This is a genomic window from Micromonospora sp. NPDC000207 (assembly GCF_040300925.1).
Lineage (GTDB): Bacteria > Actinomycetota > Actinomycetes > Mycobacteriales > Micromonosporaceae > Micromonospora.
Genome location: NZ_JBEPEQ010000087.1, coordinates 1 through 26,120, shown reverse-complemented (window position 1 = coordinate 26,120; position 26,120 = coordinate 1). Strand labels below are relative to the sequence as shown.

28 protein-coding genes and 1 pseudogene are annotated in these 26,120 nt (G+C 73.2%); 7 read left to right on the top strand and 22 right to left on the bottom strand.

Annotated elements, in window-relative coordinates; all coding sequences use genetic code 11:
- Positions 1 to 121: 121 nt before the first annotated feature.
- The 6 genes from ABT336_RS20285 to ABT336_RS20260 form a co-directional block, all read right to left on the bottom strand.
- Positions 122 to 733 (bottom strand): Trp biosynthesis-associated membrane protein, encoded by a 612-nt coding sequence (locus tag ABT336_RS20285; RefSeq protein WP_350898186.1) that lies wholly within the window; start codon positions 731 to 733, stop codon positions 122 to 124.
- Positions 734 to 759: 26 nt separating this feature from the next.
- Complete coding sequence (locus ABT336_RS20280) at positions 760 to 2,313, bottom strand: anthranilate synthase component I (protein ID WP_350898184.1); 1,554 nt, start codon at positions 2,311 to 2,313, stop codon at positions 760 to 762.
- Positions 2,310 to 2,753: a phosphoribosyl-AMP cyclohydrolase gene (hisI, locus tag ABT336_RS20275; protein ID WP_350898183.1), complete on the bottom strand. Its 444-nt coding sequence runs from the start codon at positions 2,751 to 2,753 to the stop codon at positions 2,310 to 2,312. Before hisI ends, ABT336_RS20280 begins: the two co-directional genes overlap by 4 nt.
- 69 nt (positions 2,754 to 2,822) lie before the next feature.
- On the bottom strand, positions 2,823 to 3,569 hold the full coding sequence (locus ABT336_RS20270) for a DUF2470 domain-containing protein (protein ID WP_350898182.1): 747 nt from the start codon (positions 3,567 to 3,569) through the stop codon (positions 2,823 to 2,825).
- Between the two features lie 122 nt (positions 3,570 to 3,691).
- On the bottom strand, positions 3,692 to 5,491 hold the full coding sequence (locus tag ABT336_RS20265; RefSeq protein ID WP_350898181.1) for an ABC transporter ATP-binding protein: 1,800 nt from the start codon (positions 5,489 to 5,491) through the stop codon (positions 3,692 to 3,694).
- The gene (locus tag ABT336_RS20260; RefSeq protein WP_350898180.1) at positions 5,488 to 7,392 is read right to left on the bottom strand and encodes an ABC transporter ATP-binding protein; all 1,905 of its coding nucleotides are present in this window, start codon (positions 7,390 to 7,392) and stop codon (positions 5,488 to 5,490) included. The genes ABT336_RS20265 and ABT336_RS20260 overlap by 4 nt, the downstream gene beginning before the upstream one ends.
- A gap of 247 nt (positions 7,393 to 7,639) precedes the next feature.
- On the opposite strand from ABT336_RS20260, the gene ABT336_RS20255 reads away from it, so the two are divergent.
- A complete protein-coding gene (locus ABT336_RS20255) occupies positions 7,640 to 8,269 on the top strand; it encodes a TIGR03085 family metal-binding protein (protein ID WP_350898179.1) in 630 nt (209 codons plus the stop codon).
- A 152-nt stretch (positions 8,270 to 8,421) separates the two neighbouring features.
- Positions 8,422 to 10,248: an AMP-dependent synthetase/ligase gene (locus ABT336_RS20250; protein WP_350898178.1), complete on the top strand. Its 1,827-nt coding sequence runs from the start codon at positions 8,422 to 8,424 to the stop codon at positions 10,246 to 10,248.
- An 86-nt stretch (positions 10,249 to 10,334) separates the two neighbouring features.
- Here the strand turns inward: ABT336_RS20250 and ABT336_RS20245 are convergent, their stop codons facing one another.
- Complete coding sequence (locus ABT336_RS20245; protein WP_350898177.1) at positions 10,335 to 11,642, bottom strand: low temperature requirement protein A; 1,308 nt, start codon at positions 11,640 to 11,642, stop codon at positions 10,335 to 10,337.
- Positions 11,643 to 11,703: 61 nt separating this feature from the next.
- Positions 11,704 to 13,161, bottom strand: a complete 1,458-nt coding sequence (gene yczR / locus ABT336_RS20240; RefSeq protein WP_350898176.1) for a MocR-like transcription factor YczR — start codon at positions 13,159 to 13,161, stop codon at positions 11,704 to 11,706.
- A 59-nt stretch (positions 13,162 to 13,220) separates the two neighbouring features.
- Here yczR and yczE point away from each other — a divergent pair, with 59 nt between their 5' ends.
- Positions 13,221 to 13,883, top strand: a complete 663-nt coding sequence (yczE, locus tag ABT336_RS20235) for a membrane protein YczE (protein ID WP_350898175.1) — start codon at positions 13,221 to 13,223, stop codon at positions 13,881 to 13,883.
- A 98-nt stretch (positions 13,884 to 13,981) separates the two neighbouring features.
- Positions 13,982 to 14,443 carry a hypothetical protein gene (locus ABT336_RS20230; RefSeq protein ID WP_350898174.1) on the top strand — a complete coding sequence of 154 codons (462 nt, stop codon included), beginning with the start codon at positions 13,982 to 13,984 and terminating at the stop codon, positions 14,441 to 14,443.
- A 51-nt stretch (positions 14,444 to 14,494) separates the two neighbouring features.
- Here the strand turns inward: ABT336_RS20230 and hisF are convergent, their stop codons facing one another.
- The 5 genes and pseudogenes from hisF to ABT336_RS27580 form a co-directional block, all read right to left on the bottom strand.
- A complete protein-coding gene (gene hisF / locus ABT336_RS20225; RefSeq protein ID WP_350898173.1) occupies positions 14,495 to 15,262 on the bottom strand; it encodes an imidazole glycerol phosphate synthase subunit HisF in 768 nt (255 codons plus the stop codon).
- Positions 15,263 to 15,396: 134 nt separating this feature from the next.
- Positions 15,397 to 16,398, bottom strand: a complete 1,002-nt coding sequence (locus ABT336_RS20220) for an NADP-dependent oxidoreductase (protein WP_350898172.1) — start codon at positions 16,396 to 16,398, stop codon at positions 15,397 to 15,399.
- A gap of 37 nt (positions 16,399 to 16,435) precedes the next feature.
- Positions 16,436 to 16,861: an organic hydroperoxide resistance protein gene (locus tag ABT336_RS20215; protein WP_350898185.1), complete on the bottom strand. Its 426-nt coding sequence runs from the start codon at positions 16,859 to 16,861 to the stop codon at positions 16,436 to 16,438.
- Between the two features lie 2 nt (positions 16,862 to 16,863).
- The gene (locus tag ABT336_RS20210) at positions 16,864 to 17,301 is read right to left on the bottom strand and encodes a MarR family winged helix-turn-helix transcriptional regulator (RefSeq protein ID WP_502891219.1); all 438 of its coding nucleotides are present in this window, start codon (positions 17,299 to 17,301) and stop codon (positions 16,864 to 16,866) included.
- Positions 17,275 to 17,436: pseudogene (locus tag ABT336_RS27580) on the bottom strand (MarR family transcriptional regulator); the annotation flags it as partial. The pseudogene ABT336_RS27580 and the gene ABT336_RS20210, both read right to left, overlap by 27 nt.
- 68 nt (positions 17,437 to 17,504) lie before the next feature.
- Between ABT336_RS27580 and ABT336_RS20205 the strand changes: the two are divergent.
- Positions 17,505 to 17,687 (top strand): hypothetical protein, encoded by a 183-nt coding sequence (locus ABT336_RS20205; protein WP_350898170.1) that lies wholly within the window; start codon positions 17,505 to 17,507, stop codon positions 17,685 to 17,687.
- Complete coding sequence (locus tag ABT336_RS20200) at positions 17,684 to 18,322, top strand: SRPBCC family protein (RefSeq protein WP_350898169.1); 639 nt, start codon at positions 17,684 to 17,686, stop codon at positions 18,320 to 18,322. Before ABT336_RS20205 ends, ABT336_RS20200 begins: the two co-directional genes overlap by 4 nt.
- Here the strand turns inward: ABT336_RS20200 and priA are convergent.
- The 7 genes from priA to hisD form a co-directional block, all read right to left on the bottom strand.
- The gene (priA, locus tag ABT336_RS20195; protein WP_350898168.1) at positions 18,308 to 19,033 is read right to left on the bottom strand and encodes a bifunctional 1-(5-phosphoribosyl)-5-((5-phosphoribosylamino)methylideneamino)imidazole-4-carboxamide isomerase/phosphoribosylanthranilate isomerase PriA; all 726 of its coding nucleotides are present in this window, start codon (positions 19,031 to 19,033) and stop codon (positions 18,308 to 18,310) included. The genes ABT336_RS20200 and priA overlap by 15 nt on opposite strands.
- A 37-nt stretch (positions 19,034 to 19,070) precedes the next feature.
- Positions 19,071 to 19,394, bottom strand: coding sequence for a hypothetical protein (locus ABT336_RS20190; protein WP_350898167.1), 324 nt, complete (start codon positions 19,392 to 19,394; stop codon positions 19,071 to 19,073).
- A 37-nt stretch (positions 19,395 to 19,431) separates the two neighbouring features.
- On the bottom strand, positions 19,432 to 20,055 hold the full coding sequence (hisH, locus tag ABT336_RS20185; protein ID WP_350898166.1) for an imidazole glycerol phosphate synthase subunit HisH: 624 nt from the start codon (positions 20,053 to 20,055) through the stop codon (positions 19,432 to 19,434).
- 129 nt (positions 20,056 to 20,184) lie between these two features.
- Positions 20,185 to 20,358 (bottom strand): CG2302 family histidine operon protein, encoded by a 174-nt coding sequence (locus ABT336_RS20180; protein ID WP_350898165.1) that lies wholly within the window; start codon positions 20,356 to 20,358, stop codon positions 20,185 to 20,187.
- Between the two features lie 3 nt (positions 20,359 to 20,361).
- Positions 20,362 to 20,973 (bottom strand): imidazoleglycerol-phosphate dehydratase HisB, encoded by a 612-nt coding sequence (gene hisB, locus ABT336_RS20175; RefSeq protein WP_350898164.1) that lies wholly within the window; start codon positions 20,971 to 20,973, stop codon positions 20,362 to 20,364.
- Between the two features lie 46 nt (positions 20,974 to 21,019).
- Positions 21,020 to 22,090, bottom strand: coding sequence for a histidinol-phosphate transaminase (locus ABT336_RS20170; protein WP_350898163.1), 1,071 nt, complete (start codon positions 22,088 to 22,090; stop codon positions 21,020 to 21,022).
- Positions 22,087 to 23,409, bottom strand: coding sequence for a histidinol dehydrogenase (gene hisD / locus ABT336_RS20165; protein WP_350898162.1), 1,323 nt, complete (start codon positions 23,407 to 23,409; stop codon positions 22,087 to 22,089). Before hisD ends, ABT336_RS20170 begins: the two co-directional genes overlap by 4 nt.
- Before the next feature lie 106 nt (positions 23,410 to 23,515).
- On the opposite strand from hisD, the gene ABT336_RS20160 reads away from it, so the two are divergent.
- Positions 23,516 to 24,220 carry an LON peptidase substrate-binding domain-containing protein gene (locus ABT336_RS20160; protein WP_350898161.1) on the top strand — a complete coding sequence of 235 codons (705 nt, stop codon included), beginning with the start codon at positions 23,516 to 23,518 and terminating at the stop codon, positions 24,218 to 24,220.
- Here ABT336_RS20160 and ABT336_RS20155 read toward each other — a convergent pair.
- Entirely contained in the window at positions 24,135 to 25,037 is a 903-nt protein-coding gene (locus tag ABT336_RS20155) for a DUF2567 domain-containing protein (RefSeq protein ID WP_502891218.1), read from the bottom strand. The genes ABT336_RS20160 and ABT336_RS20155 overlap by 86 nt on opposite strands.
- A 96-nt stretch (positions 25,038 to 25,133) precedes the next feature.
- Positions 25,134 to 26,120 (bottom strand): MinD/ParA family ATP-binding protein (locus tag ABT336_RS20150; RefSeq protein WP_350898159.1); only part of this gene is annotated, 987 nt, incomplete at its 5' end.

The window sequence follows — 26,120 nt, the reverse complement described above, 5'->3', positions numbered from 1 at the left end:
GCCGACCAGCGCGCCGAACTGGACCGGCTGGTCGCCGACCTGATCGCCGCCCGGGCGCAGCGCCGGGACCACCACCCGGTCGGCTGACCCCGGTCCACACCCGCTCTCGACGCCCGGACGGTCAGCGGTCCGTCGGGTCCTCGCCCCGGTCCAGCGCGTCCCACGCCTCCACGGTGCGCCGCCCGGTCATCGGACCGGCCTGCTCCGGCGCCGGGGGCGGTGGCGCTGACTGGTGCGCCCGGCGTTCGTACCGGGCGCCCATCGCGGGCCAGCGGCCTCCCCGGGCCAGGGTGAACAGGCCACCGGCGGCGACGAGCACCCCGCCGACCAGGCAGAGGGCGGGCCACTGCCGGTTCGGCTCACCGCCGAAGCCGGCGACCAGTCCGTAGCCGCCGCCGACCGCCACCGCCACGCCCGTACCTGCCAGCAGCCCGCCCAGCGCCCGGCGGAACCGTCCCCGGGTGGCCAGGATCGCGCCGCCTCCGGCGAGCGCCACCAGGGCCAGGGCCGGCACCCAGGGCACCAGCCCCACCCCGGTCCGGACCTCGCGCAGCGGGGGCAGCGGCACCGGCCGGGCGGTGACCTCCACCGACCAGGTCCGGGTCGCGGCCCAGAAGGCGAGGCCCGCGCCGGCCAGGCAGAGCAGCACCGCGTACGTCAGCTCGCGTCGACCCGGCGGGGCCTCCGCCCCGCTCGACGGCGTCGGGTCCGGGGCGGGCTGGTTCGCCGCCACCTCGGCCGGGGTGGGGTCGGGGCCGGTCACCGGGCCGGCCGCAGGGTCTCGGCGGCAGCGATCGCGGCGAGCACGGCGGCGGCCTTGTTCCGGGTCTCCTGCTCCTCGGCGGCCGGGTCGGAGTCGGCCACCACCCCCGCTCCGGCCTGCACGTACGCTCGGCCGTCGCGGATCAGGGCGGTGCGGATCGCGATCGCCATGTCCATGTCGCCGCCGAACCCGAAGTAGCCGACGGTTCCGCCGTAGAGGCCCCGTCGGACCGGTTCCAGCTCTTCGATGATCTCCATGGCGCGGACCTTCGGTGCCCCGGACAGGGTGCCCGCCGGGTAGGTGGCGGCCAACGCGTCGAAGGCGGTCCGGTCCGGGCGGAGTGTGCCGACCACTGTCGAGACGATGTGCATGACGTGGCTGTACCGCTCGATGGTGGCGAACTCCGGTACCTCGACGGTGCCGGGTTCACAGACCCGTCCGAGGTCGTTGCGGCCCAGGTCGACGAGCATGACGTGCTCGGCGCGTTCCTTGGGGTCGCCGAGCAGTTCGGCGGCGAGCCGGGCGTCGGCCGCCGGGGTGTCGCCCCGGGGACGGGTGCCGGCGATGGGGTGCAACAGCGCCCGCCGTCGCCCGTCCGCGCCGACGCTGACCTTCAGGTGCGCCTCGGGTGAGGAGCCGACCACGTCGAACCCGTCGAACCGCAGCAGGTACATGTACGGGCTGGGGTTCGTGGTACGCAGCACCCGGTACACGTCGAGGGGGTCGGCGTGGGTGGCCCGTTCGAACCGCTGGGAGAGCACGATCTGGAAGCACTCCCCGGCCCGGATCGCCTCCTTGGCGACCTCCACCGCCTTCGGGTATCCGCCCTGCGGGGTCCGGCCGACGACCTCGCCCGCCGGTGGACGTTCGACAGTCGAGATCATCGGTGGGATGGGTCGGGACAGTGCCGTGGTCATCGCGTCCAGCCGCCCCACCGCTTGGTGGTACGCGGCTGTCACCTCGGCCGCGCGTCCCGGGGCGTCCAGCGGCGGCAGGACCGCGTTGGCGACCAGGATCGCCGACCCCTCGTAGTGGTCGAGCACCACCAGGTCGGTGGCGAGCATCAGGCCGATCTCCGGTACGCCCAGGTCGTCCGGGTTCTGGGCGGGCAGCCGTTCGAAGCGCCTGACGAAGTCGTACGCCAGGTAGCCGACCATGCCGCCGGTCAGTGGCGGCAACCCGCTGTCCGGGTCCGGTGGGGGGCCGGCCATCGCGTCGACTGTGGCCCGGAGCACCGCCACCGGGTCGCCGTCGGTGGGCAGCCCGGCGGGGGGCTGACCGGTCCAGGCGGCCCGGCCGTCGCGTTCGGTGAGGGTGGCGCTGCTGCGGACCCCGATGAAGGAGTACCGGGACCAGGCCAGCCCCGCCGTCCCGGTGCCCTGCTCGGCGGACTCCAGCAGGAAGGTCCCCGGCCCACCGGCGAGTTTGCGGTAGACGCCGACCGGGGTCTCGGCGTCGGCGAGGAGCCGGCGGACCACCGGGACGACCCGCCACCGCGCGGCCAGGTCGACGAAGGCGTCCAGGTCGGGGCTGACGGTGCCGTCGGTCATGAGCCCGCCTCCCGCTGCGGGTTCCCGGTGACCGGCAGCTCGGTGTGGAAGCAGGTCCGCTCGCCGGTGTGACAGGCCACCCCGACCTGGTCCACGCTGACCAGCAGCGCGTCCCCGTCGCAGTCCAGGGCGACCGAGTGGACGTACTGGTGGTGCCCGGAGGTGTCGCCCTTGATCCAGTACTCCCGGCGGCTGCGCGACCAGTAGGTGGCCCGGCCGGTGGTCAGGGTGCGGTGCAGGGCCTCGTCGTCCATCCAGCCGACCATCAGCACCTCGCCGGTGTCGTACTGCCGGACCACGGCGGCGACCAGGCCGTCGGCGTCGCGCTTGAGGCGGGCCGCGACGGCCGGGTCGAGGCGGGACGGGTGGGCCGCCTCCGCCGGTGTCGGACCGGTGGGGCTGGGGTGGGCGCCGGTCGCCGGCGCGTCAGGTGCGGGCACAGTGACAGATTGTCCCGCACCGGCCCCGGCCCCCGGCCACCCGGCCCGGACCCGCCCGGTCGAACCCGGTCAGTCGGGGGTACGGACGGCGGCCCGGGCCCGGCAGAGCACCGGGTGCAGGGCGCGGGCGAGGTCGTCGGGGTGGCCGACGGGGTGCGGGAAGGTGAGCCGGACCCGGTGCCGGCCGCCGAGCGGGCCGTACGCGACGACCAGGCCGTACCTGTCGATCCGCAGCGGCCGGACCGGGCCGGTCAGCGGCTTCGGGTCGAGCAGTCGGCGGACGTACTCGGTGACCTCCCCGGCGTGGTGGCCGGCCAGGTCGGCGAGGACCTGTTCCTCGACCTGGTGGACCGGATCGGGCTCGGCCTCGGCGTACTCCTGGGGGTCGATGCGCAGGACGGCGTCGCCGCGTTCGAGTCGGGCCTCGGCCACCTCGAAGCGGTAGAGGTGGAAGGCGGTGCCGAGGTCGAGCAGGTCCCCGGTCGGCAGGGTGTCGGCGAAGTCGAGGGCGGCGAGCAGCCGTTCGTCGTCGTCGAGGCGGGTGGCCCAGCCGGAGACCCAGGCCCGGCCGAGGGTGGGGGCCCCGGCGGTCGGTGGCAGGTCGAGGACGTCCAGGACCACCGCGACGTCGCCGGCCGGGCCGGGTTCCAGCGCGGCGGCCAGGTCGCCGGCCACCGGCACCAGCAGCAGCATCCGCCCCTCGGGGTCGGTGACGTGCCGGACGGGGTGCGGACCGGGGCGGTGCGCGACGTGGGCGAGGCCGGGGAGCCGACCGGCCATCAACGTACGGACGACTTCGGCGGGGTTGGGGCGCACGCGCACCTCCGAATCAGGTTAGGCTTACCTAACTCGCACCCTAGGGCACCGACCCCGTCTCCGTCCACGTCCCGTCCGCCCCGGGCTCCACAGGCCCGGACGCACCCCACCCGGCGACCCGGTCACCGGGTCTGCTCCAACCAGGAGGCGAAGAGCTGGGCGTAGACCGAACCCGACTCGGCCACCAACTCGTCGTGCGGGCCGCGCTGCACGATCCGCCCCCGGTCCACCACGATCACCTCGTCGGCCGCCTGCGCCGTGGAGAGCCGGTGCGCGATCGCCAGTGTCGTCCGCCCCCGGGTCACCGCGTCCAGGGTCCGTTGCAGACGGACCTCGGTTGCCGGATCCACGGCACTCGTCGCCTCGTCGAGCACCAGCAGATCCGGGTCGGCGACGTACGCGCGGGCCAGCGCGACGAGCTGCCGCTCCCCCACGCTCAACGCCTCCCCCCGCTCGCCGACCGGGGTGTCCAGCCCCGCCGGGAGCCCGTCGAGCCAGTCCGCCAACCCCAACTCCGAACAGGCGGCGGTGATCTGCTCGTCGGTGAGGTCCGGTCGGGCGAACCGGATGTTCTCCCCCACCGTCGCGTCGAACAGGAAGCCGTCCTGCGGGACCATCACCACCCGCGACCGCAGCGAGGGGAACCGCACCTGTCGCAACGGCACCCCGGACAGCAGCACCTCCCCGGCGGTCGGATCCATCAGCCGGGTGAGCAGCTTGGCGAAGGTCGTCTTGCCGCTGCCGGTCTCCCCGACCACCGCCACCCGGCTCTTCGCCGCGATCTCCACCTCCACGTCGTGCAACACCGGCCTCCCACCCGGATAGGCGAACGAGACCCCGGCGAACCGGACGTCGAGCGGACCGGACGGCAGGTCACGGCCCTGCTCCCCCGGGTCGGCCACGTCCGGGGTGACGTCGAGCACGTCCAACACCCGCCGCCACCCGGCGATCGCGTTCTGTGCCTCGTTGAGCACCTCGGTGGCGATCTGCACCGGCTGGATGAAGAGCGTCACCAGGAACAGGAACGCGGTGATCTGCCCCACCGACAGGTCGCCGCCCGCCCCCAGGGTCACCCCGAGGACCACCACCGACGCCAGGGCCAACCCGGCGGCCAGCTCCCCGACCGAGCTGCCCAGCACGCTGATCCGGATGGCCTTCTGCTGGGCCCGACGCTGGCCCTCGATCGCCTCGTCGAGCCGACCGGCGGTCCGCCCCGAGATGCCGTACGCCCGGATCACCGCCGCGCCGACCACGCTCTCCCCGATCGCGGCGAGCAGGTTGCCCATCCGCTGCCGGACCACCCCGTACGCGGCGCCGAGGCGCTGCTGGAGGACCCGGATGATCAGCACCGCCGGTCCGAAGGCGGCGAACACCACGAGGGTCAACTGCCAGGAGTACGCCAACATCACCGCCGTGGTGACCACCAGCTGACCGAGGTTGACGATCAGGATCACCCCGCCCCACTGGAGGAACTGGGTGATCTGGTCGACGTCGCTGGTGACCCGGCTGACCAGGGATCCGCGCCGCTCGGACTGCTGGTGCAGCATGGACAGGTCGTGGACGTGCCGGAACGCCCTGGTCCGGACGTTTGCCAACGCGGTCTCGCTGACCACGAAGAGCCGACGCATCATCAGGTACCCGCAGGCGGTGGTCACCACCAGCACGGCGGCGGTGAGCAGGACGATGGTGGCCACCACGTTCAGGTCCGGGCCGCCGGGGGCACCCAGCCCCCTGTCGATGCCCTGCTGGACGGCGATCGGGACGGCCACCCGGCCGACCATGTAGACCAACGCCAGGGCCAGCGTCGCGGCCAACCCGACCCGCAGCTCCGGGGAGAGGGCCAGCCCCCGACGCAGGGTCCGCCAGGTCGACTCGGTCTCCGGCGGGGCCTCCCGCGCCGGGGTGGTCGTCGTCGCGCTCACCGGTCCACCTCCACTTCCAGTCCGGTGCTCAACGGGGCCACCGGGTCGTACGGCCGGGGTGTCGGGGGGTCCCCCTCGGCCGGGGCACCCTCCGCCTCGGCCTGCTCGTACGCGGTGACCAGGTCGGCGTACCCACCGACGGTGGCCAGCAGCTCGGAGTGGGTGCCTCGGGCAACGACCCGACCCTGTTCGATGTAGATCACCTCGTCGGCGAGGGCGATGGTGGCCCGCCGGTACGCCACCACCAGGATCGAGGTGGCCGGGGACCGGGGACCGCCGGCGCGCAGCCCGGCCAGGATGGCCGCCTCGACCCGGGGGTCGACGGCGCTCGTCGCGTCGTCGAGGACCAGCAGGCGGGGGCGGCCGGCCAGCGCCCGGGCCAGGGTCAGCCGCTGCCGCTGGCCACCGGAGAGCGACGTGCCCCGCTCCCCGACCATGGTGTCCAGCCCGTCGGGCAGGGCCGCGACGAACCCGTCCGCCTCGGCCAGCCGCAGCGCCGCCCAGACCTCGTCGTCGGTGATCCCGGGCCGGTCCAGGGAGACGTTGGCCCGGACCGTGTCGTCGAAGACGAAGGGCACCTGCGCCACCAGTGCGACGGTCCGGGCCAGCGACTCCGAGGTCAGCCCACGGACGTCGACCCCGTCCAGGGCGACGGTCCCCTGCTCCGGGTCGACCAGGCGGACCGCCAGCGAGGTGATCGTGGACTTGCCCGAACCGGTCGGCCCGACCAGGGCCACCGTCCGCCCGGCCGGGACCGTGAACCCGACCTCGCCGAGCACCTGGACGCCGGGGCGGTGCGCCTCGGCCGGCTCGTACCCGAAGTGCACGTCGGTGAAGGTGAGGGTGACCGGCGGGGGTGCGGTGCCCGCCGGGGGGTCGAGGGTCCGGTCGCCGTAGGGCATCCCGCCGGTGGCGTCGAGGACCCGACGGACCCGGTCCCACCCGGCGACGCTGCGCGGCAGCTCGGCCAGCACCCACCCGACGGCCCGCACCGGGAAGGCCAGCACCGTGAACAGGAACGCCACGCTGACCAGTTCGGCCACGGAGATCGCGTCCTGCCGCAGCCGGACGGTGCCGACCACCAGCACGGCCAGGGTGCCGAGGCTGGGCAGCGCCTCCAGCATCGGGTCGAAGAACCCGCGCAGGCGGCCGACCGAGATCAGCGCGTCGCGGAGTTCACCGGCCCGGGCGGCGAACCGGTCGGTCTCCTGCGCCTCCCGGCCCATCGTCTTGACCACCAGGGCGCCGTCGAAGCTCTCGTGGGCGATGCCGGAGACCTCGGCCCGCAACCGCTGGGCCCGCTGCTGTCGGGGGGCCATCCGGCGGGAGTAGACCACGTTGAGGGTGAACAGGGCCGGGAAGACCGCCAACCCGACCAGGGCCAACGCCCAGTCGGTGACGAAGAGGGAGACGATCGCGCCGACGAGCATCACCAGCGTGCCGACGGCGAAGGGCAGGGGCGCGATCGGGTACCAGGCCGCCTCCACATCGGAGTTGGCGTTGGACAGCAGCGTCCCGGTGGAGTTGCGGTGGTGCCAGGACAGCGGCAGGTCGAGGTAGCGCCGGGTCACCCGACGGCGGTACGCGGCCTGGAGCCGGAACTGCATGAACCCGGCGCCGAGTCGGCGACCGAAGATCCCCACCACCCGCAGCACGCTCAGCCCGAACAGGGCCGCCGCGGCCAGTGCCAGGACCCCGACCCCCACCGATCCCTCGGCGACGGCGGGGACCACCACGTCACCGACCACCGCCCCGACCACGAACGCGCTGGCGATCACCATGGCCCCGAACAGCACGCTCCCGGCGACCGCCACCGCGAAGATCCGAGGCTGCTCCCGGATGGCCAGGCCGAGCACACTCAGCCCGCGCAGGAGTACGTCCCGACTCGTCCTACTCGCCACGTCCGCCCCCGTCGTGAGTTCCCCGTACTTCCCTCATCCTTACCGCTGCGGCGCGGCCGCGCCGACCGCCCGCGATATGTCCGCCGTCACCCCGGACGGCCACCGGGTGGGGTGCCGGGGACCGTGTCGACCCGCCGAGCCGTCGATCCTGCCGCCCGGCCACCGCGTCCGGCGTCGTCCACCGGCCGGGGTCGGCCGGATGCCTCGTCGGCGCGCCGTGGACCGTCAGGGGGCCTACGATCGAGGCATGCCCCGGTATGCCCGTACGGAACGCGCCGCGCTCGCCCAGCTGATGATCGAGGTCGGTCCCGACGCGCCGACAGTGAACGAGGGGTGGGTGACCCGGGACCTCGCCGCACACCTGGTGGTCCGGGAGCGCCGTCCGGACGCGGCGGCCGGGATCCTGCTGCCGCCGCTGCGGGGGTACGGCGAACGGGTGCGCCGGCGGATCGCCGCCGGGGACTGGGCCGCCCTGGTCGAGCAGGTGCGTCGCCCGCCGGTGTGGAGCCCGGTCAGCAACCCGCTGGTCGACGAGTTGACGAACACCATGGAGTTCTTCATCCACCACGAGGACGTCCGCCGGGGCGGGACGCAGTGGGAGCCGCGTGACCTCCCGGCCGGGTTGGACGGCGCGCTCTGGCGACGGGTGTCCCCGATGGCCCGGCTCGCACTGCGAAAGTTCCCCGCCGCGCTGACCATCCGGGCCCCGGGGCACGGAAAGGTCGAGGCCGGGGGCGGTGGGGACCCGGTGGAGGTGGTGGGTACGCCGGGCGAGCTGGTGATCTTCTTCTCCGGCCGTCAACGGGTGTCCCGGGTGGAGGTCGACGGTGACCCGGAGGCGGCCGGGCGACTGCGCACCGCGTCCCTGGGCTTCTGACGGGAGCCACCGCCGACGGTCGTACAGGCCCCTGCCAGGAGCGGCTTGAACCTGCTCAGGACTGGCTGATTCCGTGGTCACGCAATACCCTTTCGGTCACCGCACATGACGTGACCCCCGTCACGCCTCCACCCCCGAAGGCGGCCGAAGCGATGACCCTCGATATACCGTACCGTTCCATTCCCGATATGTTCCTCAAGCGCGTGGCCGCGACCGGTGAACGCCACGCCTACGCCCACCCGGCAGCCGACGGGTCGGGGCCGGTCTGGCTGACCTGGAACGAGGTGGCTCGGCGGGCCAAGGCGATCGCCGCCGGTCTGCACGGCCTCGGCGTCGGCACCGAACAGCCGGTGGCCATCCTGGCCGGCACCCGGCTGGAGTGGGTGCTCGCCGACCTCGGCATCATGTGCGCCGGGGCGGCCACCACCACCGTCTACCCGACCACCGAGCCCGACGACGCGACGTTCATCGTCGCCGACTCCGCCTCCTCGATCGTGTTCGCCGAGAACCCGGACCAGGCGGCGAAGATCGCCGGACGGGACCTGCCGGCCCTGACCCACGTGGTGCTCTTCGACGGGACCCCCGACCCGGCGGCGACGGTACCGCAGCTCACCCTCGCCGACCTGGAGGAGCAGGGCACCCGGGCGCTCGCCGCAGACCCGGACCTGGTGGACCGGATCATCGCCGGGATCGGCCCCGACCACCTGGCCACGCTGATCTACACCTCGGGGACCACGGGCCGCCCCAAGGGCGTCGAGCTGCTGCACGGCGGCTGGTGCTGGGAGGCTGTCGTCCAGGCCGACACCGGTCTACTCGTCGCCGACGACCTGCACTACCTGTGGCTGCCGCTGTCCCACTCGTTCGGCAAGACCCTGCTCTGCGGGGGGATCCACGTCGGGGTGCCCACCTACGTCGACGGTCGGGTCGAGAAGCTCGTAGACCTGCTCAGCGTGATCCGTCCGACGCTGATGTGCGGTGCTCCCCGGGTCTTCGAGAAGGTCTACAACAAGGCGGTCACCACCGCCCAGGGCGCCGGTGGGGCCAAGGCCAAGATCTTCGCCTGGGGGGTGGCGGTCGGCAAGGAGAAGGTCGCCCTGGAGCAGGCCGGCAAGCCGATGCCCACCGGTCTGCGGCTCAAGTACGCCGTCGCCGAGAAGCTGGTGTTCAGCAAACTCCAGGCCCGCCTCGGCGGACGGATCCGGGTCCTGGTCTCCGGCGCGGCGCCGCTCAGCCCGGAGATCGCCACCTTCTTCGCCGCCGCGAACCTGCCCATCTCCGAGGGGTACGGGCTGACCGAGACCAGCGCCGGCAACTTCGTCAACCGTCCCGGTCAGCAGCGCATCGGCACCGTCGGTCCGGCAATGGGCGACCTGGAGTGCCGCATCGACGCCGACGGCGAGGTCCTGCTGCGGGGCCGACCGGTGATGCGGGGCTACCACAACCTGCCCGAGGAGACCGCCGCCGCCTTCACCGAGGACGGGTTCTTCCGTACCGGGGACATCGGGAGCCTCGACCCCGACGGCTACCTGCGGATCACCGACCGGAAGAAGGACCTGGTGAAGACCTCCGGCGGGAAGTACGTCGCCCCGTCGCACATCGAGGGGTTGTTCAAGGCGGTCTGCCCCTACACCTCGCAGGCGGTGGTGATCGGGCAGGCCCGCAACTACTGCACGATGCTGGTCAGCCTGGACCCGGACGCGATCGCCGGGTGGGCTGCCGGTGGCCCGCTGGAGGGCCGCCCGTACGCCGAGATCGTCACCTCGCCGCAGGCGAAGGCGATGGTCGAGGAGTACGTCGCGGAGCTCAACACCAAGCTCAACCGGTGGGAGACCATCAAGAAGGTCACCATCCTCCCCCGGGACCTCACCATCGAGGACGGGGAGATCACCCCGTCGTTGAAGATCAAGCGGCGCGGGGTGGAGAGCAACTTCGCCACGGAGATCGACACGATGTACGAGGGCAGCCTCGCCGAGCTCTGACCCGCACCGGTAGTGGTCGTGCGGCCGGGTCCGGTGCGAACCGGATCCGGCCGACCCCCCGGTGGGTGGTGCAGGACCGTCGCCGGTCACAGGTGCTCGCGTCGCCAACGGCTCGCCTCGACCTCGGCCGCCTGCTGCTCCTCCAACGCCACCTGCCGGATCCGGTGTCGACGGGTCCCCTCCCCGGTGGTCCCCGCGACGACGAGCCCCACACAGACCAGCGCCAGCAGCACCAGGGCGTGCAGGGCCGCCACCTGCCCGGCCAGCGGGGCGAGCAGGACCAGCAGGATCACCGCCACCACCGAGCGCCACCGCAGCACCCGTACCGCCCGCAGGCTGCACCCGACCAGGGCGAGCAGGTAGAGGCCGACCCCGCCGTACAGGACGGCGATCCAGAACCCGCCGAGCGGCTCCCCCCACGGGGGCCCGGACGGGTCGGCCGCCTCCACCAGCAGGTCCTTGCTGCCCAGGGCGAACAGGATGATCCCGGCGACGATCGGCAGGTGTCCGAAGGTGTAGACGTCGCGGGCCAGCCCGGTCCGCACCTGCGGGTCGCGCGCCCGGTGCAGCGCCTGTTCCATGACGAGGGCCAGGGTGTCGAAGTACGCCCACCAGAGCGAGGCGGCGACCAGGATGCCTGTCACCGCCGCCGTCACCACCGGCCAGGTCAGCGGCAGCATGCCGGCGAGGAACCGTTGCCCGAGACCCAAGGCGATGATCGACTCGCCGAGCGCGATCAGCACCATCAGGGCGTGACGTTCCGCCCAGTGTCCGGCGGAGACCACCGCCCAGTACGACCGGCCGATCCGCACCCCGGCGCCGTACTCCAGCAGGAGCGCCCCGGTCCAGAGGGACAGTTGCAGTGTGGTGGCGGCCGTACCGTGGGCGATCCGGGGTGGCACCAGGGCGGCGGCCACGAGCAGGGCCGCCGCCACCACCGGCAGCCCGGCGAGCACCGCCCAGCGACGCAGCCGGGCCGGGTCGCCCCGGGCCACCCACCCGAACACCGACAGCTGGCTGGCCCGGACCAGGAAGTAGCAGGTGGCGAAGACCAGCGGACCGTTGAGCCCGCCCGGTCGGTCCTGGAACGCCCCCGGGACGCTCAACGCCAGCAGGAAGGTCGCGGCGATGGTGACGAACCCGACCACCGGCAGGATCCCCCTGTCGGCCCGGACGATGTTGCCGAGCCCGGCGAACCCGGTCCAGCACCACCACAGCAGCCCCAGGACCAGCAGGCACCGGTACACGTTGGCGACGCCGGGGTGGTAGCCGGTCAGCGAGGTGACGTTGAGGAATGCGAAGACGAAGACCAGGTCGTAGAAGAGCTCCAGTCGGGTGACCCGCGAGCCCGGCGCGCTCCACCTGACCGGCACGAACCCGGCCGCTGTGCCCACCTGGGCAGTCTGTCAGCCGCGGCGGGTGGCCCGGAGCGGATCGGGTCGACCGGCACCCCCGTCAGGCGATGACCACCGGGTCGCGCCACCGGGAGGCGGTGGCCCGGTCCAGGTCGTAGCGGACCGCGGCGATCCGGCCGACCGCCTCCACCAGGTCGGCGGGGGGCAGTGTGAACGGCAGCCGCAGGAAACGCTCCAACGTCCCGTCCAGCCCGAACCGGGGGCCGGGTGCCAGGCGTACGCCCACGTCCTCGGCGGCCCGGGCCAGGGCGCTGGAGACCGGGCCGTCCAGCTCGGCCCAGAGGGTGACCCCGCCGCGCGGCACCGTCACCCGCCACTCGGGCAGCTGCTCGGCCAACGCCTCGATGAGGACGTCGCGCTGTGCGGTGAGCTGGCGTCGACGGGCGGCCACGATGGTCGGGCCGACAGCCAGCAGGTGGACGGCGACGAGCTGGTCCAGCACCGGACTGGACATGTCCATCCCGACCCGGACGGCGGCCAGTCGCTGCACCAGCGGAACGGAGGCCCTGATCCACCCGATGCGCAGCCCGCCCCAGTACGGCTTGCTCATCCCCCCGATGGTGATCACCCGGGCGTGCCTGTCGAAGGCGGCGGTGGGCGGCGGCAGCACCGTACGGTCCAGGGGAAGGTCCACGAACGACTCGTCGATGATCAGGTCGGTGCCGGCGGTGTGGGCGGTGGCGACGAGCTTCTCCCGCAGGTCGGCCGCCATCAGGTGACCTGTCGGGTTGTGGAACTCGGGGATCAGGTAGGCCAGTTTCGGTCGGCTCTGCCGGAGGCTGCCCAGCAGGAGTTCGCCGTCCCAACCGACCTCGTCGGCGGCCAGTCCGTGGGTGGCGATCCGGGCCCGCCGGGCCGCCAACGCCGCCAGCCCGTTCGGGTAGGTCGGCGACTCGACCAGCGCCCCGCCACCCTGCGGCAGTATCAGCCGCAGCACCAGGTCCAGGGCGTGCTGGGTGCCGCTGGTGACCATGATCTGCTCCGCCTGGGTGGGCAGCCCCCGGTCGGTGTACCCCTGGGCCACCGCCTCCCGCAGCTCGATGATGCCGGTCGGGTGGTAGCCCGCCCCCCCGAGGTACCGGGGCAGGTCCTCGGCGGCGGCCCGCGCCGCCGGTACCAGCTCCGGCGGGGCGGCCAGGGCGGCGATCCCGAGGTCGATCATGTCCCGGTCGTCGAGCGGGGCCCAGAGCCCGGAGGTGGCCACCCGGTGGGTGCCGGGCAGCATCGTCCAGCTGCCGGCGCCGCGTCGGCTGGCCAGGTGCCCGGTCTCGCGCAACTGCCGGTAGGCGGCGCTGACAGTGGTACGGCTGATCTGCAGCGCCTCGGCGAGTTCCCGTTCGGCGGGCAGGCGTACCCCGAGGGGCAGTCGACCGTCGGCGAGCAGCCCTCGGACGGCGGCGGCCAGGGCGGCGTAGTCGGGGCTGCGCCGACGGCCGGGCAGGGCGTGCCACTGACCCAGCAGGCGAGCCAATTGGCTTCCTCGGACCTGACTCGTCACCCGCCACCCTCCCGGTATTGGCTCTTTCTTCCCACGAATTGGACCCTAGAGTGGCATGCATGGCAGCAAGTGGCAATCTTCGGCACCGCCCGGTGCGGCGATTCACCCAGCTCTACCTGGGGTTGACGCTGTACGGAACGAGCATGGCCATGATGCTCCGCTCGGATCTCGGCCTGAACCCGTGGGACGTCTTCCACCAGGGTCTGTCCCGGCTCACCGGGGTCTCCATCGGCGTGGCCACCATCGTCACCGGGGTCGCCGTCCTGCTGCTCTGGATCCCGCTGCGGCTGCGCCCCGGCCTCGGCACTGTCAGCAACGTCCTGGTGATCGGGGTGGCCGTCGACCTCGCCCTGACCGTGCTGCCGACCCCGGGCAACCTGCCGGGTCGGATCGCCCTCCTGGTGGCGGGGATCGTCGGCAACGGGGTGGCCACCGGGCTCTACATCGGCGCCCGGTTCGGGCCGGGGCCCCGCGACGGCCTGATGACCGGATACGTGGCCCGACACCCCGGGCGGTCGCTGCGGCTGGTCCGCACCACGATCGAGGGCACCGTCCTGGCCGTGGGGTGGCTGCTCGGCGGGACGGTCGGCCTCGGCACCGTCGCGTACGCCCTCGCCATCGGTCCCCTGGCCCAGGTCTTCATCCCGATGTTCACAGTGGCCCCACCGGCCGCTCCCGAGCCGCCCCGTCGCCCGGAGCCGACATTGGCTGACCGTCAGTAACCGCATTCCCCGACCTCCACCCCCACTGACCTGCCCGGACCAGACTGGGCCGAAAGACGGTGTTTCCTCGGCCGCCGAGGACGGGCATCATCTGGGGCATGGGGGAGAACGGATGGCGGTGGAGCGACGCGTGGATCTTCGTCTCACTGGTGATCGCCAGCGGTGCCGGACGGCACCGGCGGGCCGCCTCCACCCGGCGCCCTGAGGGGGTACGCCTGACCGACGTGCTGTCCACTGCGGACCACCTCAACCAGGCCATCCCCGAACGGCACGAGGTGGAGGACGCGGTCCGACGACTCGTCGGGGCCGGACTGGTCAGCGTCACCGACGGCTGGTTCCGCATCACCACCGACGGCGAGCAGCTCTGGCGGACCAGACCCAGCTCCGGGCTGGGCACCACTGTCGACACGATGCAGGGGGTGCTGAGCCGACGACGTGCCCCCGGCGCGGCCGAGTGGAGCCTCCACGAGGAGGAACACGCGGCCGCCGTGCAGGAGTACTACGTCAGGTCCATTCCGGCACCCCGGCGCTCCCCGGAGGGGCACACCCGGCGGAGCTGACCGACCGCCGGTGGGCACCCGGCGGGACGTGGCGGTGGCGTACCGGTCGGGTCAGCGGACCGGGTGGCCCGCCCCCCGCAGGGCGTCCTTGACCTCGGAGACGGTCAGTTCGCCGAAGTGGAAGACGCTCGCCGCCAGGACGGCGTCCGCACCGGCCCCCACTGCGGGCGGGAAGTGCGCCACCTCACCGGCGCCGCCGCTGGCCACCACCGGCACCTCCACCACCTCGCGGACCGCCCCGATCAGCGTCAGGTCGAACCCGGCCTTGGTGCCGTCGGCGTCCATGGAGTTGAGCAGGAGCTCCCCCGCCCCCAACTCCGCGCCGCGCCGCGCCCACTGCACCGCGTCGATCCCGGTGCCGCGACGGCCGCCGTGGGTGGTGACCTCGAACCCGCTCTCGGTGGTACCCGCCGGTGCCCGCCGGACGTCGAGCGAGAGCACCAGCACCTGACGGCCGAACCGGTCGGCGATCTCGGCGATCAACTCCGGACGGGCGATCGCCGCGGTGTTGACCCCGACCTTGTCCGCCCCCGCCCGCAGCAGCGTGTCGACGTCGGCGACCTGGCGCACCCCGCCGCCGACGGTGAGCGGGATGAAGACCGACTCGGCGGTACGCCGGACCACGTCGAGCATGGTGCCCCGGTCACTGGAGGAGGCGGTGACGTCCAGGAAGGTCAACTCGTCGGCACCCGCCCTGTCGTACGCCGCGGCCAACTCCACCGGGTCACCGGCGTCGCGCAGGTCGAGGAAGTTGACCCCCTTGACCACCCGCCCCGCGTCCACGTCGAGACAGGGGATCACCCGTACCGCCACCGTCATGCCCCGAGCCTATCTCCTGCGTACCCGACCGCCTCCGGCCCGCCGTCCGCCCCGGGCGCGGGTCCGGCACCGGGACGTTCACGGCGGCGGCGCGGGACGCCCCCGCCCACCCGACGGTGAGCGGGGGCGACGGCTCACACCCGGACCAGCATCTTGCCCAGATTCTCCCCGCGCAACAGACCGAGGAACGCCTCAGGGGCCCGCTCCAGACCCTCGACGACCGTCTCGTCCTGGGAGATCCGGCCCTCCCGCAACCAGCCGGCCACCTCCTCGACGAACCGGTCCCGCAGGTGTCCGTGGTCGGAGACCAGGAACCCCCGCAGGGTGAGCCGCTTCCCGATGACCTGGGCCAGGTTGCGCGGGGCGGCCGGCGGCTCGACGGCGTTGTACTGGGCGATCATCCCGCAGACGGCCACCCGCCCGTGGGGGCGCATCGCCCCGATGGCAGCCTCCAGGTGGTCACCACCGACGTTGTCGAAGTACACGTCGATGCCGTTCGGGGCGGCCTCGGAGAGCGCCTCGGCCACCGGGGCGTCGTGGTAGTCGAAGGCGGCGTCGAACCCGAGATCCCGCAACCGGTCGACCTTCGCCGGGGACCCGGCGCTGCCGATCACCCGTCCCGCCCCCCGGAGCCGGGCGATCTGCCCCACCAGGCTGCCCACCGCTCCGGCGGCGGCGGAGACGAAGACCGTCTCCCCGGGCTTCATCCCGGCCACCTCCACCAGCCCGGCGTACGCGGCCAGCCCCGTCATCCCCAACACCGACAGGTAGCTGGCCAGCGGAGCCAGGTCCGGATCGACCGGACGCGCGGCCCTCGCGTCGAGCAGGGCGTACTCCCGCCACCCCAGGCCGTGCAGGACGTGGTCCCCGACGGCGAACCCCTCGGCCTCGGTGGCCACCACCTCCCCGACCGCGCCGCCGTCGAGGGGGGCGTCGAGGGCGAAGGGCGGTATGTAGGACTTCGTGTCGTTCATCCGCCCCCGCATGTACGGGTCGACGGAGACGTACCGGTTGCGGACCAGGATCTGCCCCGGCCCCGGGGTGGGCACCGGGGTCTCCACCAGCCGGAAGTTCTCGGCCGTGGGCCACCCGGTGGGGCGGGAGGCGAGATGGATCTCACGGTTGACGCTTGTCATGCGGCCTACCTCTCGGGTCGTCGGACGGTCGGCCGGCTCAGGCGGCGGCGCGGACGGTCACTGTGGTGTCCACGTTGCCCCGGGTGGCGTTGGAGTACGGGCAGACCTGGTGGGCCTGCTCGACGAGCTGCTCGGCGGCGGCCCGCTCGACCGTCGGCAGGTCGACCAGGAGGGTGACGGCCAGCCCGAACCCACCGCTGCCGTTCGGGCCGATCCCCACCTCGGCCTCGACCACCGAGCCGGTGACGTCAGCCCGGGACTGCCTGGCGACCAGTCGCAGCGCCGAGTGGAAGCAGGCGGCGTACCCGGCGGCGAAGAGCTGCTCGGGGTTGGCGGCATTACCGGCACCCCCCATCTCCTTGGGTACGGCGAGGTCGAGGTCGACGGTGCCGTCGGAGGTGCGGACCCGGCCGTCCCTGCCGTCACCGGTGGCCTGGGCGGAGGCGGTGTAGAGGACCTGCATCGTCACTGCTCCTTCGCTTGGTGGATGGTGTTCGTGACCTGGTTGAGGGTGTCGCGCAGCGCCACCAGCTCGGCCTCGGAGAGGCCGGTGGCGAGGGCCACCCGCAGGGGCACGGCGCACATCTGCTCGCGCAGCCCCCGGCCGGTGTCGCTGAGTCGGACGGTGACCCGCCGTTCGTCCCGGGCGCTGCGCCGCCGGACCACCAGCCCCGCCGCCTCCAGCCGCTTGAGCAGCGGGGAGAGGGTGCCGGAGTCCAGGCGCAGCGCCGCACCGAGCTCGGAGACCGTCAGGCCGTCCGCCTCGACACCGGCGACCCCGGTATCGGCGACGAGGGCGTCTGCGTCTGCGTCGACCTGGGCGGCAACGTCGGCGTGGTTTGCGTCGGCAGCGTCGGCGTCGGCGCTGGCGGCGTCGGAGCGGTCGTCGGCGTGCTCCCACAGCACCAGGAGGGCCAGGTACTGCGGGTAGGTCAGCCCGAACTCGTCGAGGATCGGCCGGTAGACGTCGGTCAGGGCCCGCTGCGCCGCGTAGAGGGCGAAGCAGACCTGCTGACGCAACACCAGATGACCTGTCACGCCCTCGACGGTAGCTCGCAATTTAATTGTGCACAACACAAGCTCACAACGTCTCCAAACACCTACGGGTGCTGCGGGAGGCCGGGCTGGTCACCGAGACCGTGGAACGGCAGAGCAGGCGCTACCGGCTCCGCCCGGAAGGGCTCCGGGAGGTGGAGACCTGGCTCGAACCGTACCGACGGTTCTGGACCCGACGCCTCGACGACCTCGGACACCTCCTCGACACCACCGACGAATCGGAGCAGAGATGACAAGCACCGAGGTAACACTGGACGACAGCGGCCCCGACGGGCCGGTGCTGCACTTCACCCGCCACTACCCGCACCCACCGGCCCGGGTCTGGGCGGCCCTGACCACCGCCGACGAACTGAGCCGGTGGTTCCCCTGCCGGGTGGCGATCGACGCCCGCCCCGGCGGCTCCCTCACCCTGACCTTCACCGGGGAGCCCCCGGAGACCCTGCCGATCACCGAGTTCGAGCCGCCCCGGGTCCTCGCCTTCGAGTGGGGTGGCGAGCGACTCCGGTGGACCCTGACCGGCGAGGGTGAGGGCTGCCTGCTCCACCTGACCAACACGGTCCTCGACCCGACGTGGGCAGCCAACACCGCCGCCGGTTGGGACCGGTGCCTGACCGACCTCGACACGACCCTCGACGGCCGCACCCCCGACGGCGGATCAGGCCCCGACGAGGCCCGGATCGCCCACTACCGCCAACTCCCCCCACCCCCACCCCCACCCCCAAACCCTGACCCCCACCCCCCACCCCCCACCCCGCACAGACGCGTTGATCAAGGGGTTTGCGTCACGGATTCGGCCGGAACTGACGCAAACCCCTTGATCAACGCGGCGACACGGGGGCAGGGGGCAGGGAGGTTAGGGGTTGGTTAGGACGGTTAGGGCTTCGGCGACGGTGAAGGCTCCTGCGTAGAGGGCCTTGCCGGCGATGACCCCCTCCACCCCGACCGGCTCCAGGGTGGCAAGCGCCCGCAGGTCGTCAAGGGTGGAGACGCCACCGGAGGCGATCACCGGCGCGTCGGTCCGGGAGCAGACCTCGCGCAGCAGGTCCAGGTTCGGCCCCCGCATCGTGCCGTCCTTGGTGATGTCGGTGACCACGTACCGGGAGGCCCCGGCCTTGTCCAGGCGCTCCAGCACCTCGTACAGGTCACCGCCGTCGCGGGTCCAGCCCCGGGCCGAGAGGGTACGTCCCCGAACATCGAGTCCGATCGCCACCCGGTCGCCGTACTCGCCGCAGATCCGGTCACACCACTCGGGGTCCTCCAGGGCGGCGGTGCCGATGTTGACCCGGGCCGCACCGGTGGCCAGGGCCGCCCGCAGGGTGGCGTCGTCCCGGATCCCCCCGGACAGCTCCACCGCCACGTCGAGGCGGCCCACCACGTCGGCCAGCAGCTCCGCGTTGGCACCCCGCCCGAAGGCGGCGTCCAGGTCGACCAGGTGGATCCACTCCGCCCCGTCACGCTGCCAGGCCAGCGCGGCCTCCAGCGGGTCGCCGTAGGTGGTCTCGCTGCCGGCGGCGCCCTGCACGAGCCGGACGGCCTGGCCGTCGACGACGTCCACGGCGGGCAACAGGGTGAGGCTCACGGGTCTTCTTCTCCTTGATTCTCGGGTACGACGATTCTCAGGTACGACGGTCCAGAGCGATCACCACGATCGCCGGGAGTACGAGCAGCAGCAGCGCGATCAGCGCCAGGCGCAGCCCCAACGGGTCGACGAACACCCAGATCGCGAGCACCGCGAGCCCTGTCGACGCGGCGATGGTGAGCCGCTCGCGTCGGGTGTGTCGCAGCAGTCGACCGGTCCGACGCCGCCGCCACCGGGGGGTGAGCCGCCGTACCAGCGCCCGTCGCCGTTCCCGGCGGGCCACCTGTCGACGGCGTACGGCCCGTTCCCGGTCCCGTTGCGCCTCCCGGACGGCCCGCAGCCGGGCCCGTTCCTTGCTCACCCGCCGATCACGCCCACGACGTCGACGGATCCACTGGTCACAGGGTGCCCAGCCAGTTTCGCAGCAGCGCCGCCCCGGTGTCCCCGGACTTCTCCGGGTGGAACTGCGCCGCCGACAGGGCGCCCCGCTCGACCGCGGCGACGAAGGGCACCCCGTGGTCGGCGGTGGTCACCGCGGCACCCGAGTCGTGCAGCGGACCGGGGTCCACCACCCCGTACGAGTGGACGAAGTAGAACCGGTCGTCCGGCGCGAGCCCGGCGAAGAGCGTCGAACCCGGAGCCGGATCCACTGAGTTCCAGCCCATGTGCGGCAGCCGTCGGGCGGGCAGCGCCGTGACGGCCCCCGGGAGTAGCCCGAGACCCTTGGTCACCACCCCGTGCTCGTCACCGTGCTCGAAGAGCACCTGCATGCCCACGCAGATGCCGAGCACCGGACGTCCGGCGGCGACCCGCTCGGCGATCACCGGCCCGGCACCCAACTCGTGGATCCCGGCCATGCAGGCCGCGTACGCCCCGACGCCGGGGACGACCAGGCCGTCGGCTTCGGCCGCCGCCGCCAGGTCGTCGGTCACCGTCACCTGCGCCCCGGCCCGCTGCAACGCCCGCTCGGCCGAGCGGAGGTTGCCCGACCCGTAGTCCAGCACCACCACCACCCGACTCATGCCGTCACCTCGCTGCGCTCGGCACCGTCACGAGGACTAACCACGACGATTCCCTCGCTGCGCTCGCTCATACCGCCACCTCGCTGCGCTCGGCACCGCTACGAGAACCGACCACCACGATCCGCTCGGTCATGCTGCGTCTCCCGGGAGGAGATAGAGGACCCCGCCGACGGTGGCCAGGACGGCGAGGACCCCGGCGATGACGACCGCGCTGCGAGGGGCGCCCTGCCGGTGCAGGGACCAGGCCCCGCCCACGAGCACCCCACCCAACGCCAACAACAGCATCGGCAGCACGCTGTCCATGGGCTACAGGGTTCCCTTGGTGCTGGGGATGGCCCCGGCGGACCGGGGGTCCAGGGCGGTGGCCTCCCGCAGGGCACGGGAGACGGCCTTGAACTGCGCCTCCACCACGTGGTGGGCGTCCGGGTTGCCACCGGGGCGGGCGGCCCGGAGGACGTCCACGTGCAGGGTCAGGCGGGCCGCCTGACCGAAGGACTCCCAGATGTGGCGGGTCATGCTGGTCGGGTAGACCGACCCGATGTACGGGGCCAGAGCCGGCTCGTCGTGCACCACGTACGGCCGACCGGAGAGGTCGACGGCCGCCCGTACCAGCACCTCGTCCATCGGGACGGTGGCCGAGCCGTACCGGCGGATGCCGGCCTTGTCCCCCAACGCCTGGTCGAAGGCGGCACCCAGGGCCAGCGCGGTGTCCTCGATCGTGTGGTGGGCGTCGATCTCCAGGTCGCCGTCGGTGCGGACGGTCAGGTCGAAGCCACCGTGCCGGGCGATCTGGTTGAGCATGTGGTCGTAGAACCCCACGCCGGTGCCGATCTCGGCCCGGCCTGTGCCGTCGAGGTCGATCTCGACGAGCACCTTGGTCTCAGTGGTGTTCCGTTCCACCCGCGCGGTGCGGCTCATCGCTGGCCTTTCGGTAGGGACTGGGGGTTCTCGACTGGCATGTGGGTCACAGCCTGCCCACGGCGGTGAGGAAGGCGTCGGTCTCGGCGGGGGTGCCGGCGGTGACCCGCAGCCACCCGGTCAGCCCCACGTCGCGGACCAGGACACCGGCGTCGAGCAGGGTCTGCCAGGCCGTCCGCTGGTCGCCGTCGACCGAGAAGAGCACGAAGTTGGCGTCGCTGTCGGCCACCCGGTGCCCCCGGGCCCGCAGCTCGGTGACGATCCGGTCCCGCTGGACCTTGATCGCGTCGACGGTGCCGAGCAGGACGTCCCGGTGGGCCAGCGCCGCTCGGGCGGCGGCCTGGGTGAGCGCGGAGAGGTGGTACGGCAGCCGGACCAGCTGGACCGCAGCCACCACCGCCGGGTCGGCGGCGAGGTAGCCGAGGCGCCCACCGGCGAACCCGAACGCCTTGCTCATCGTCCGGGTCACCACCAGGCGGGGGTGGTCGGGGAGGACGGCGAGGGCACTGACGGTGCCGGCGCGGGCGAACTCGGCGTACGCCTCGTCGACCACCACCATTCCCGGGGCCTCGTCGAGTACCGCGAGGACCACGGCCGGGTCCAGGGCGGTCCCGGTGGGGTTGTTCGGCGAGCAGAGGAAGACCAGGTCCGGGGCGTGCTCACGGAGCTGGCCGACTGCCTCGTCCACTGTCAACCCGAAGTCGACGCCGCGTCGGGCCGGAACCCACCGGGTCCCGGTGCCCAGGGACAGCAGCGGGTGCATCGAGTACGCCGGAACGAACCCGAGGGCGGTCCGGCCCGGACCGGCGAAGACCTGCAACAGCTGCTGCTGGATCTCGTTGGAGCCGTTGGCCGCCCACACCTGGTCGGCGGTGAGCCCGTGTCCCAGGTAGTCGGCCAGGTCGGCGCGGAGCGCCACCGCGTCCCGGTCCGGGTACCTGTTGAGGTCACGCAGCTCGGCGGCGAGCGCCTTGCCGATCGCCTCGGCCACCGGCTCCGGTACGGAGTACGAGTTCTCGTTGGTGTTCAGCCGCACCGAGACGTCCAGCTGGGGTGCCCCGTACGGTGACAGACCCCGCAGGTCGTCGCGGATCGGCAGGTCGTCGAGGGTGGTCACGAGAGCCCTCCCGGGAACCGGGCGGCCACCGCCTGGCCGTGTGCCGGTAGGTCCTCGACGGCCGCCAGGGTGAGCACGTACGGGGCCACGTCCCGGAGCGCCTCCTCGGTGTACTCCACCAGGTGGACGCCGCGCAGGAAGGACTGCACCGACAGCCCCGAGGAGTGTCGGGCACAGCCGCCGGTGGGCAGGACGTGGTTGGAACCGGCGCAGTAGTCGCCGAGCGACACCGGCGCGTACGCACCGACGAAGATCGCCCCGGCGTTGCGTACCCGCAGCGCCCACTCCCTGGCGTTCTCGGTCTGGATCTCCAGGTGTTCGGCGGCGTACGCGTCGACCACCCGCAGCCCGGCCTCCAGGTCGTCGACGAGGACCGTGCCGCTCTGCTCCCCCCGCAGGGCGGTACCGACCCGGTCGGCGTGCTTGGTCGCCGGCACCAACCGGGCCAGTTCCCGGTCCACAGCGTCGGCGAGCGCCGTCGACGGGGTGACCAGGACGCTGGCGGCGAGCGGGTCGTGCTCGGCCTGGCTGATCAGGTCGGCTGCGACGTGCACCGGGTCGGCCGTGTCGTCGGCGAGGATGGCGATCTCGGTCGGTCCGGCCTCGGCGTCGATGCCGACCACCCCGCGCAGCAGCCGCTTCGCGGCGGTCACCCAGATGTTGCCGGGGCCGGTGATCAGGTCGACCGGGTCGCAGTACGCGGTGGCGTCGGCGTCGACGGCACAGCCGTACGCCAGCATCGCCACCGCCTGGGCACCGCCGACGGCGTAGACCTCGTCGACACCGAGCAGAGCGCACGCGGCCAGCACCCGGGCGTCGGGCAGCCCGCCGTTCTCCTGCTGGGGCGGGCTCGCCACGACCAGGGACCGGACCCCCGCCGCCTGGGCCGGAACCACGTTCATCACGACCGTCGACGGGTACATCGCGAGCCCGCCGGGAACGTACAGCCCGACCCGGTCGACGGGCAGCCACCGCTCGGTGACGGTGCCACCGGGGACCACCTGGGTGGTGTGGTCGGTGCGGCGCTGGTCGGCGTGGACCCTGCGGGTCCGGGCGATCGACTCCAGCAGGGCGGCCCGGACGTCCGGGTCGAGGGTCTCCTCGGCGGCGGTGATGGCCTCGGCGGGGACCCGCAGGCGCTGCGGGGCGATCCCGTCGAACCGTTCGCTGGCCTCCCGGACCGCCGGATACCCATGATCCCGGACCGCCTCGACGAGGGGGCGGATCCGCTCGACGGCCTGGGAGACGTCGAGCTGGGCACGGGGCAGCAGGCGGCGGGGGTCACGCACCCCGCCGCGCAGGTCGATCCGAGTCAGCACCCTTGCGAGTCTAGGCCGCGGCGGGGCGTGCCACTCGCGCCGCCCGCTCCCCGGGATACGTGAGGCGGGCCACGCCCCGGCGGTTCGGTCGGGCTAGGCTCGACACGTGAGTGCGCGGCTGCCGGTGTTCCCGCTCGGGACGGTTCTGTTCCCCGGGCTGGTCCTGCCGCTGCACATCTTCGAGGAACGCTACCGGGCCCTGGTCCGGCACCTGGTCGAGCTGCCCGAGGGCACCCCGCGCGAGTTCGGGGTGGTGGCCATCCAGGCCGGCTGGGAGGTCGCCCCGACCGGGCCGGACGGCAGGCCGGTGCCCGGCGCCGGCGACGTCACCCTGCACGAGGTGGGCTGCACCGCCGAGGTGCGACAGGTCACCGAGCTGCCCGACGGCGGGTTCGACCTGGTCACCGTCGGACGTCGGCGGTTCCGGGTGGGTGACGTCGACGCGGAGTCTGCGCCCTACCTGACAGCCGAGGTGCAGTGGCTCCCGGAGCCGACCGACCCGGACGAGTCGACGGCCCTGCTCGCCACCCGGGTGATCTCGGTCTTCCGGCAGTACCTGACCCTGGTCCGCGCCGAGGACCAGGAGCTCTCCGAGCAGCTCCCGGAGGATCCGACGGTCCTGTCCCACCTGGTGGCGGCCACTGCGGCGTTGACGGTGGACGACCGGCAGGAACTGCTCGCCATCGACGACACCGCCGCCCGGCTCCGCGCCGAGCTGCGGCTGCTCAACCGCGAGGCGGCGCTGCTGCGTCAGGTCCGGGCGGTTCCGGTGCCCCTGCGGGAGCTGGGCTCCCCGTCGACTCCGAACTGAGCCCTGCCGGTCCCGGTCGGCCACCGAACGCGGACGGCCCCGGTTCGTCACCGAACGCCGACGGCCCCGGTTCGTCACCGAACGCGGACGGCCCCGGTTCGTACGGGTCCGGTTCGGGGTGCAGCGAGGGCCACCGCGACCAGCCGGCCAGCAGGGTGTACGCCACCGCCGCCCCGAAGGCCACCAGCAGGATGTTGCCGTAGGGCACCGGCAGGAACCCGAACACCAGGTCGATGCCGCCGGCCCGCAGGTCGACAGGGCGTTCGAAGGTCTGCCCGACCGGCGCGTCGGCCAGCAGCCGTTCGTAGTCCGACCAGCCGATCCGGCGGCCGAGCTGCCAGGCCACCAGGGTGCTGCCCAGCCCGCCGACGATCAGGGACAGCAGTCCGACCGGGCCGCGCAGAGGCCGCAGCAGGACCCAGAGCACCCCGGCGGCGAGGACCCCGAGGCCGAGCGCGAGGAGACTGAACCAGCCGTCCGCGGCGACCGGCTGTTCCGGCTGGGCGGAGGCGTAGACAGCACCCTGCGCGGTTCTGACCACCGGGGTGGCAGGTGCCAGCAGCACCCAGAGCAGCCCCAGCGGCACCCCCAGCGCGGTCATCCCCAGCACCACCGCCGCGACCAGCCGCAGCATCCGGGGCAGGGGCAGGCGCGGCTCGTCGAGGCGCACCCGTACCAGGTCCGGGTAGGGGTTGTGGGGTTCACCGACCGTCGGAGGGGCCGCCGCGACGGACGGATCACCCGGGTAGGGGTCTTCGGGACGTCCGCCGATCGTCGGGGAGGGTGCCGCGGCGGGCGGGTCACCCGGGCCGGTCACCGGCGTCCGGCCGTCGGCCGGGGGGTGGTCGGTGGGGGAACGATCGGGGTCGAAGGCAGCCGGGCTCACCCGATGATCCTCTCAGGTGGCGCGGGGTCAGCGGGCGAACGGTTCGAGCATCACCGAGGTGGCCCGCAGCCAGGCCTGCCGGGTCTCCGGCTGGAGCTGGTGGTACTCGATCGACGAGCCGGTCTCCAACGCCGGGTCGTACGGCACCACTGCCACCGCCCGGGTCCGGGTGGCGAAGTGCTTCTCCAGGTCGGTCTGCAACTGGGAGCGCCCCGGGGTGGGACAGGAGATCAGGGTGACAGCGTTGTCCGCCAACTCCCCCATGCCCACCTCGTGCAGCAGGTCGAGCATCCAGTCGGCGCTGAACGCGGCGTCCTCCCGGGGGACCGTGGTCACCACCAGTTGGTCGGCAGCCTGCATGACCGTCCGCCAGTTGGGGCTCTCCACGTTGTTCCCGGTGTCCACGCAGACCACGTCGTGGGTCCGGCGCAGCAGCTCCAGCACCCGACGGACCGTGTACTTGTCCAGCCGTTGGGCGAACCGTGGGCTCTCCTCGCCCGCCAGGACGTCGTACGAGCCGTCGGAGGCGTGCCGGAGGTAGTCGTCCAACTGCTCCAGCAGGGCACCGCCCTCAAGGATCTCGATCTGGGCCAGGTCGGTGATGAGGTGCCTGATGGTCCGCGCGTGCCGGGCGCTGCCGGCGCGCAACCCGAGGGTGCCGCGCAGTTCGTTGTCGTCCCAGGCCAGCACCCCTCGCCCGCGTACGCTGCCCACCGTCGCGGCGGCCAGGACGGTGGCTGTCGTCTTGTGCACCCCGCCCTTCGGGTTGGCGAACGCCAGCACCCGGGGCGTGCCCAGCTCGCGCCGGAGCACTGCGGCGGCCCGGTCCACGTCGTTCTCGCCGCTCTGCTGACGCCACTCCAGGCGGGGCCCGGCGAAGCTCCGCCCGTCCGACCGGGGCGGGGGCGCAGCCGCCGGAGGCACCGCCGGGGGTGGGACGGCCGGAGGCGGCGGGGGTGCGATCTGCGGGGCCGGTGCCGGGGGTGAGGGCGGTGCCGGGGGTGAGGGCGGTGC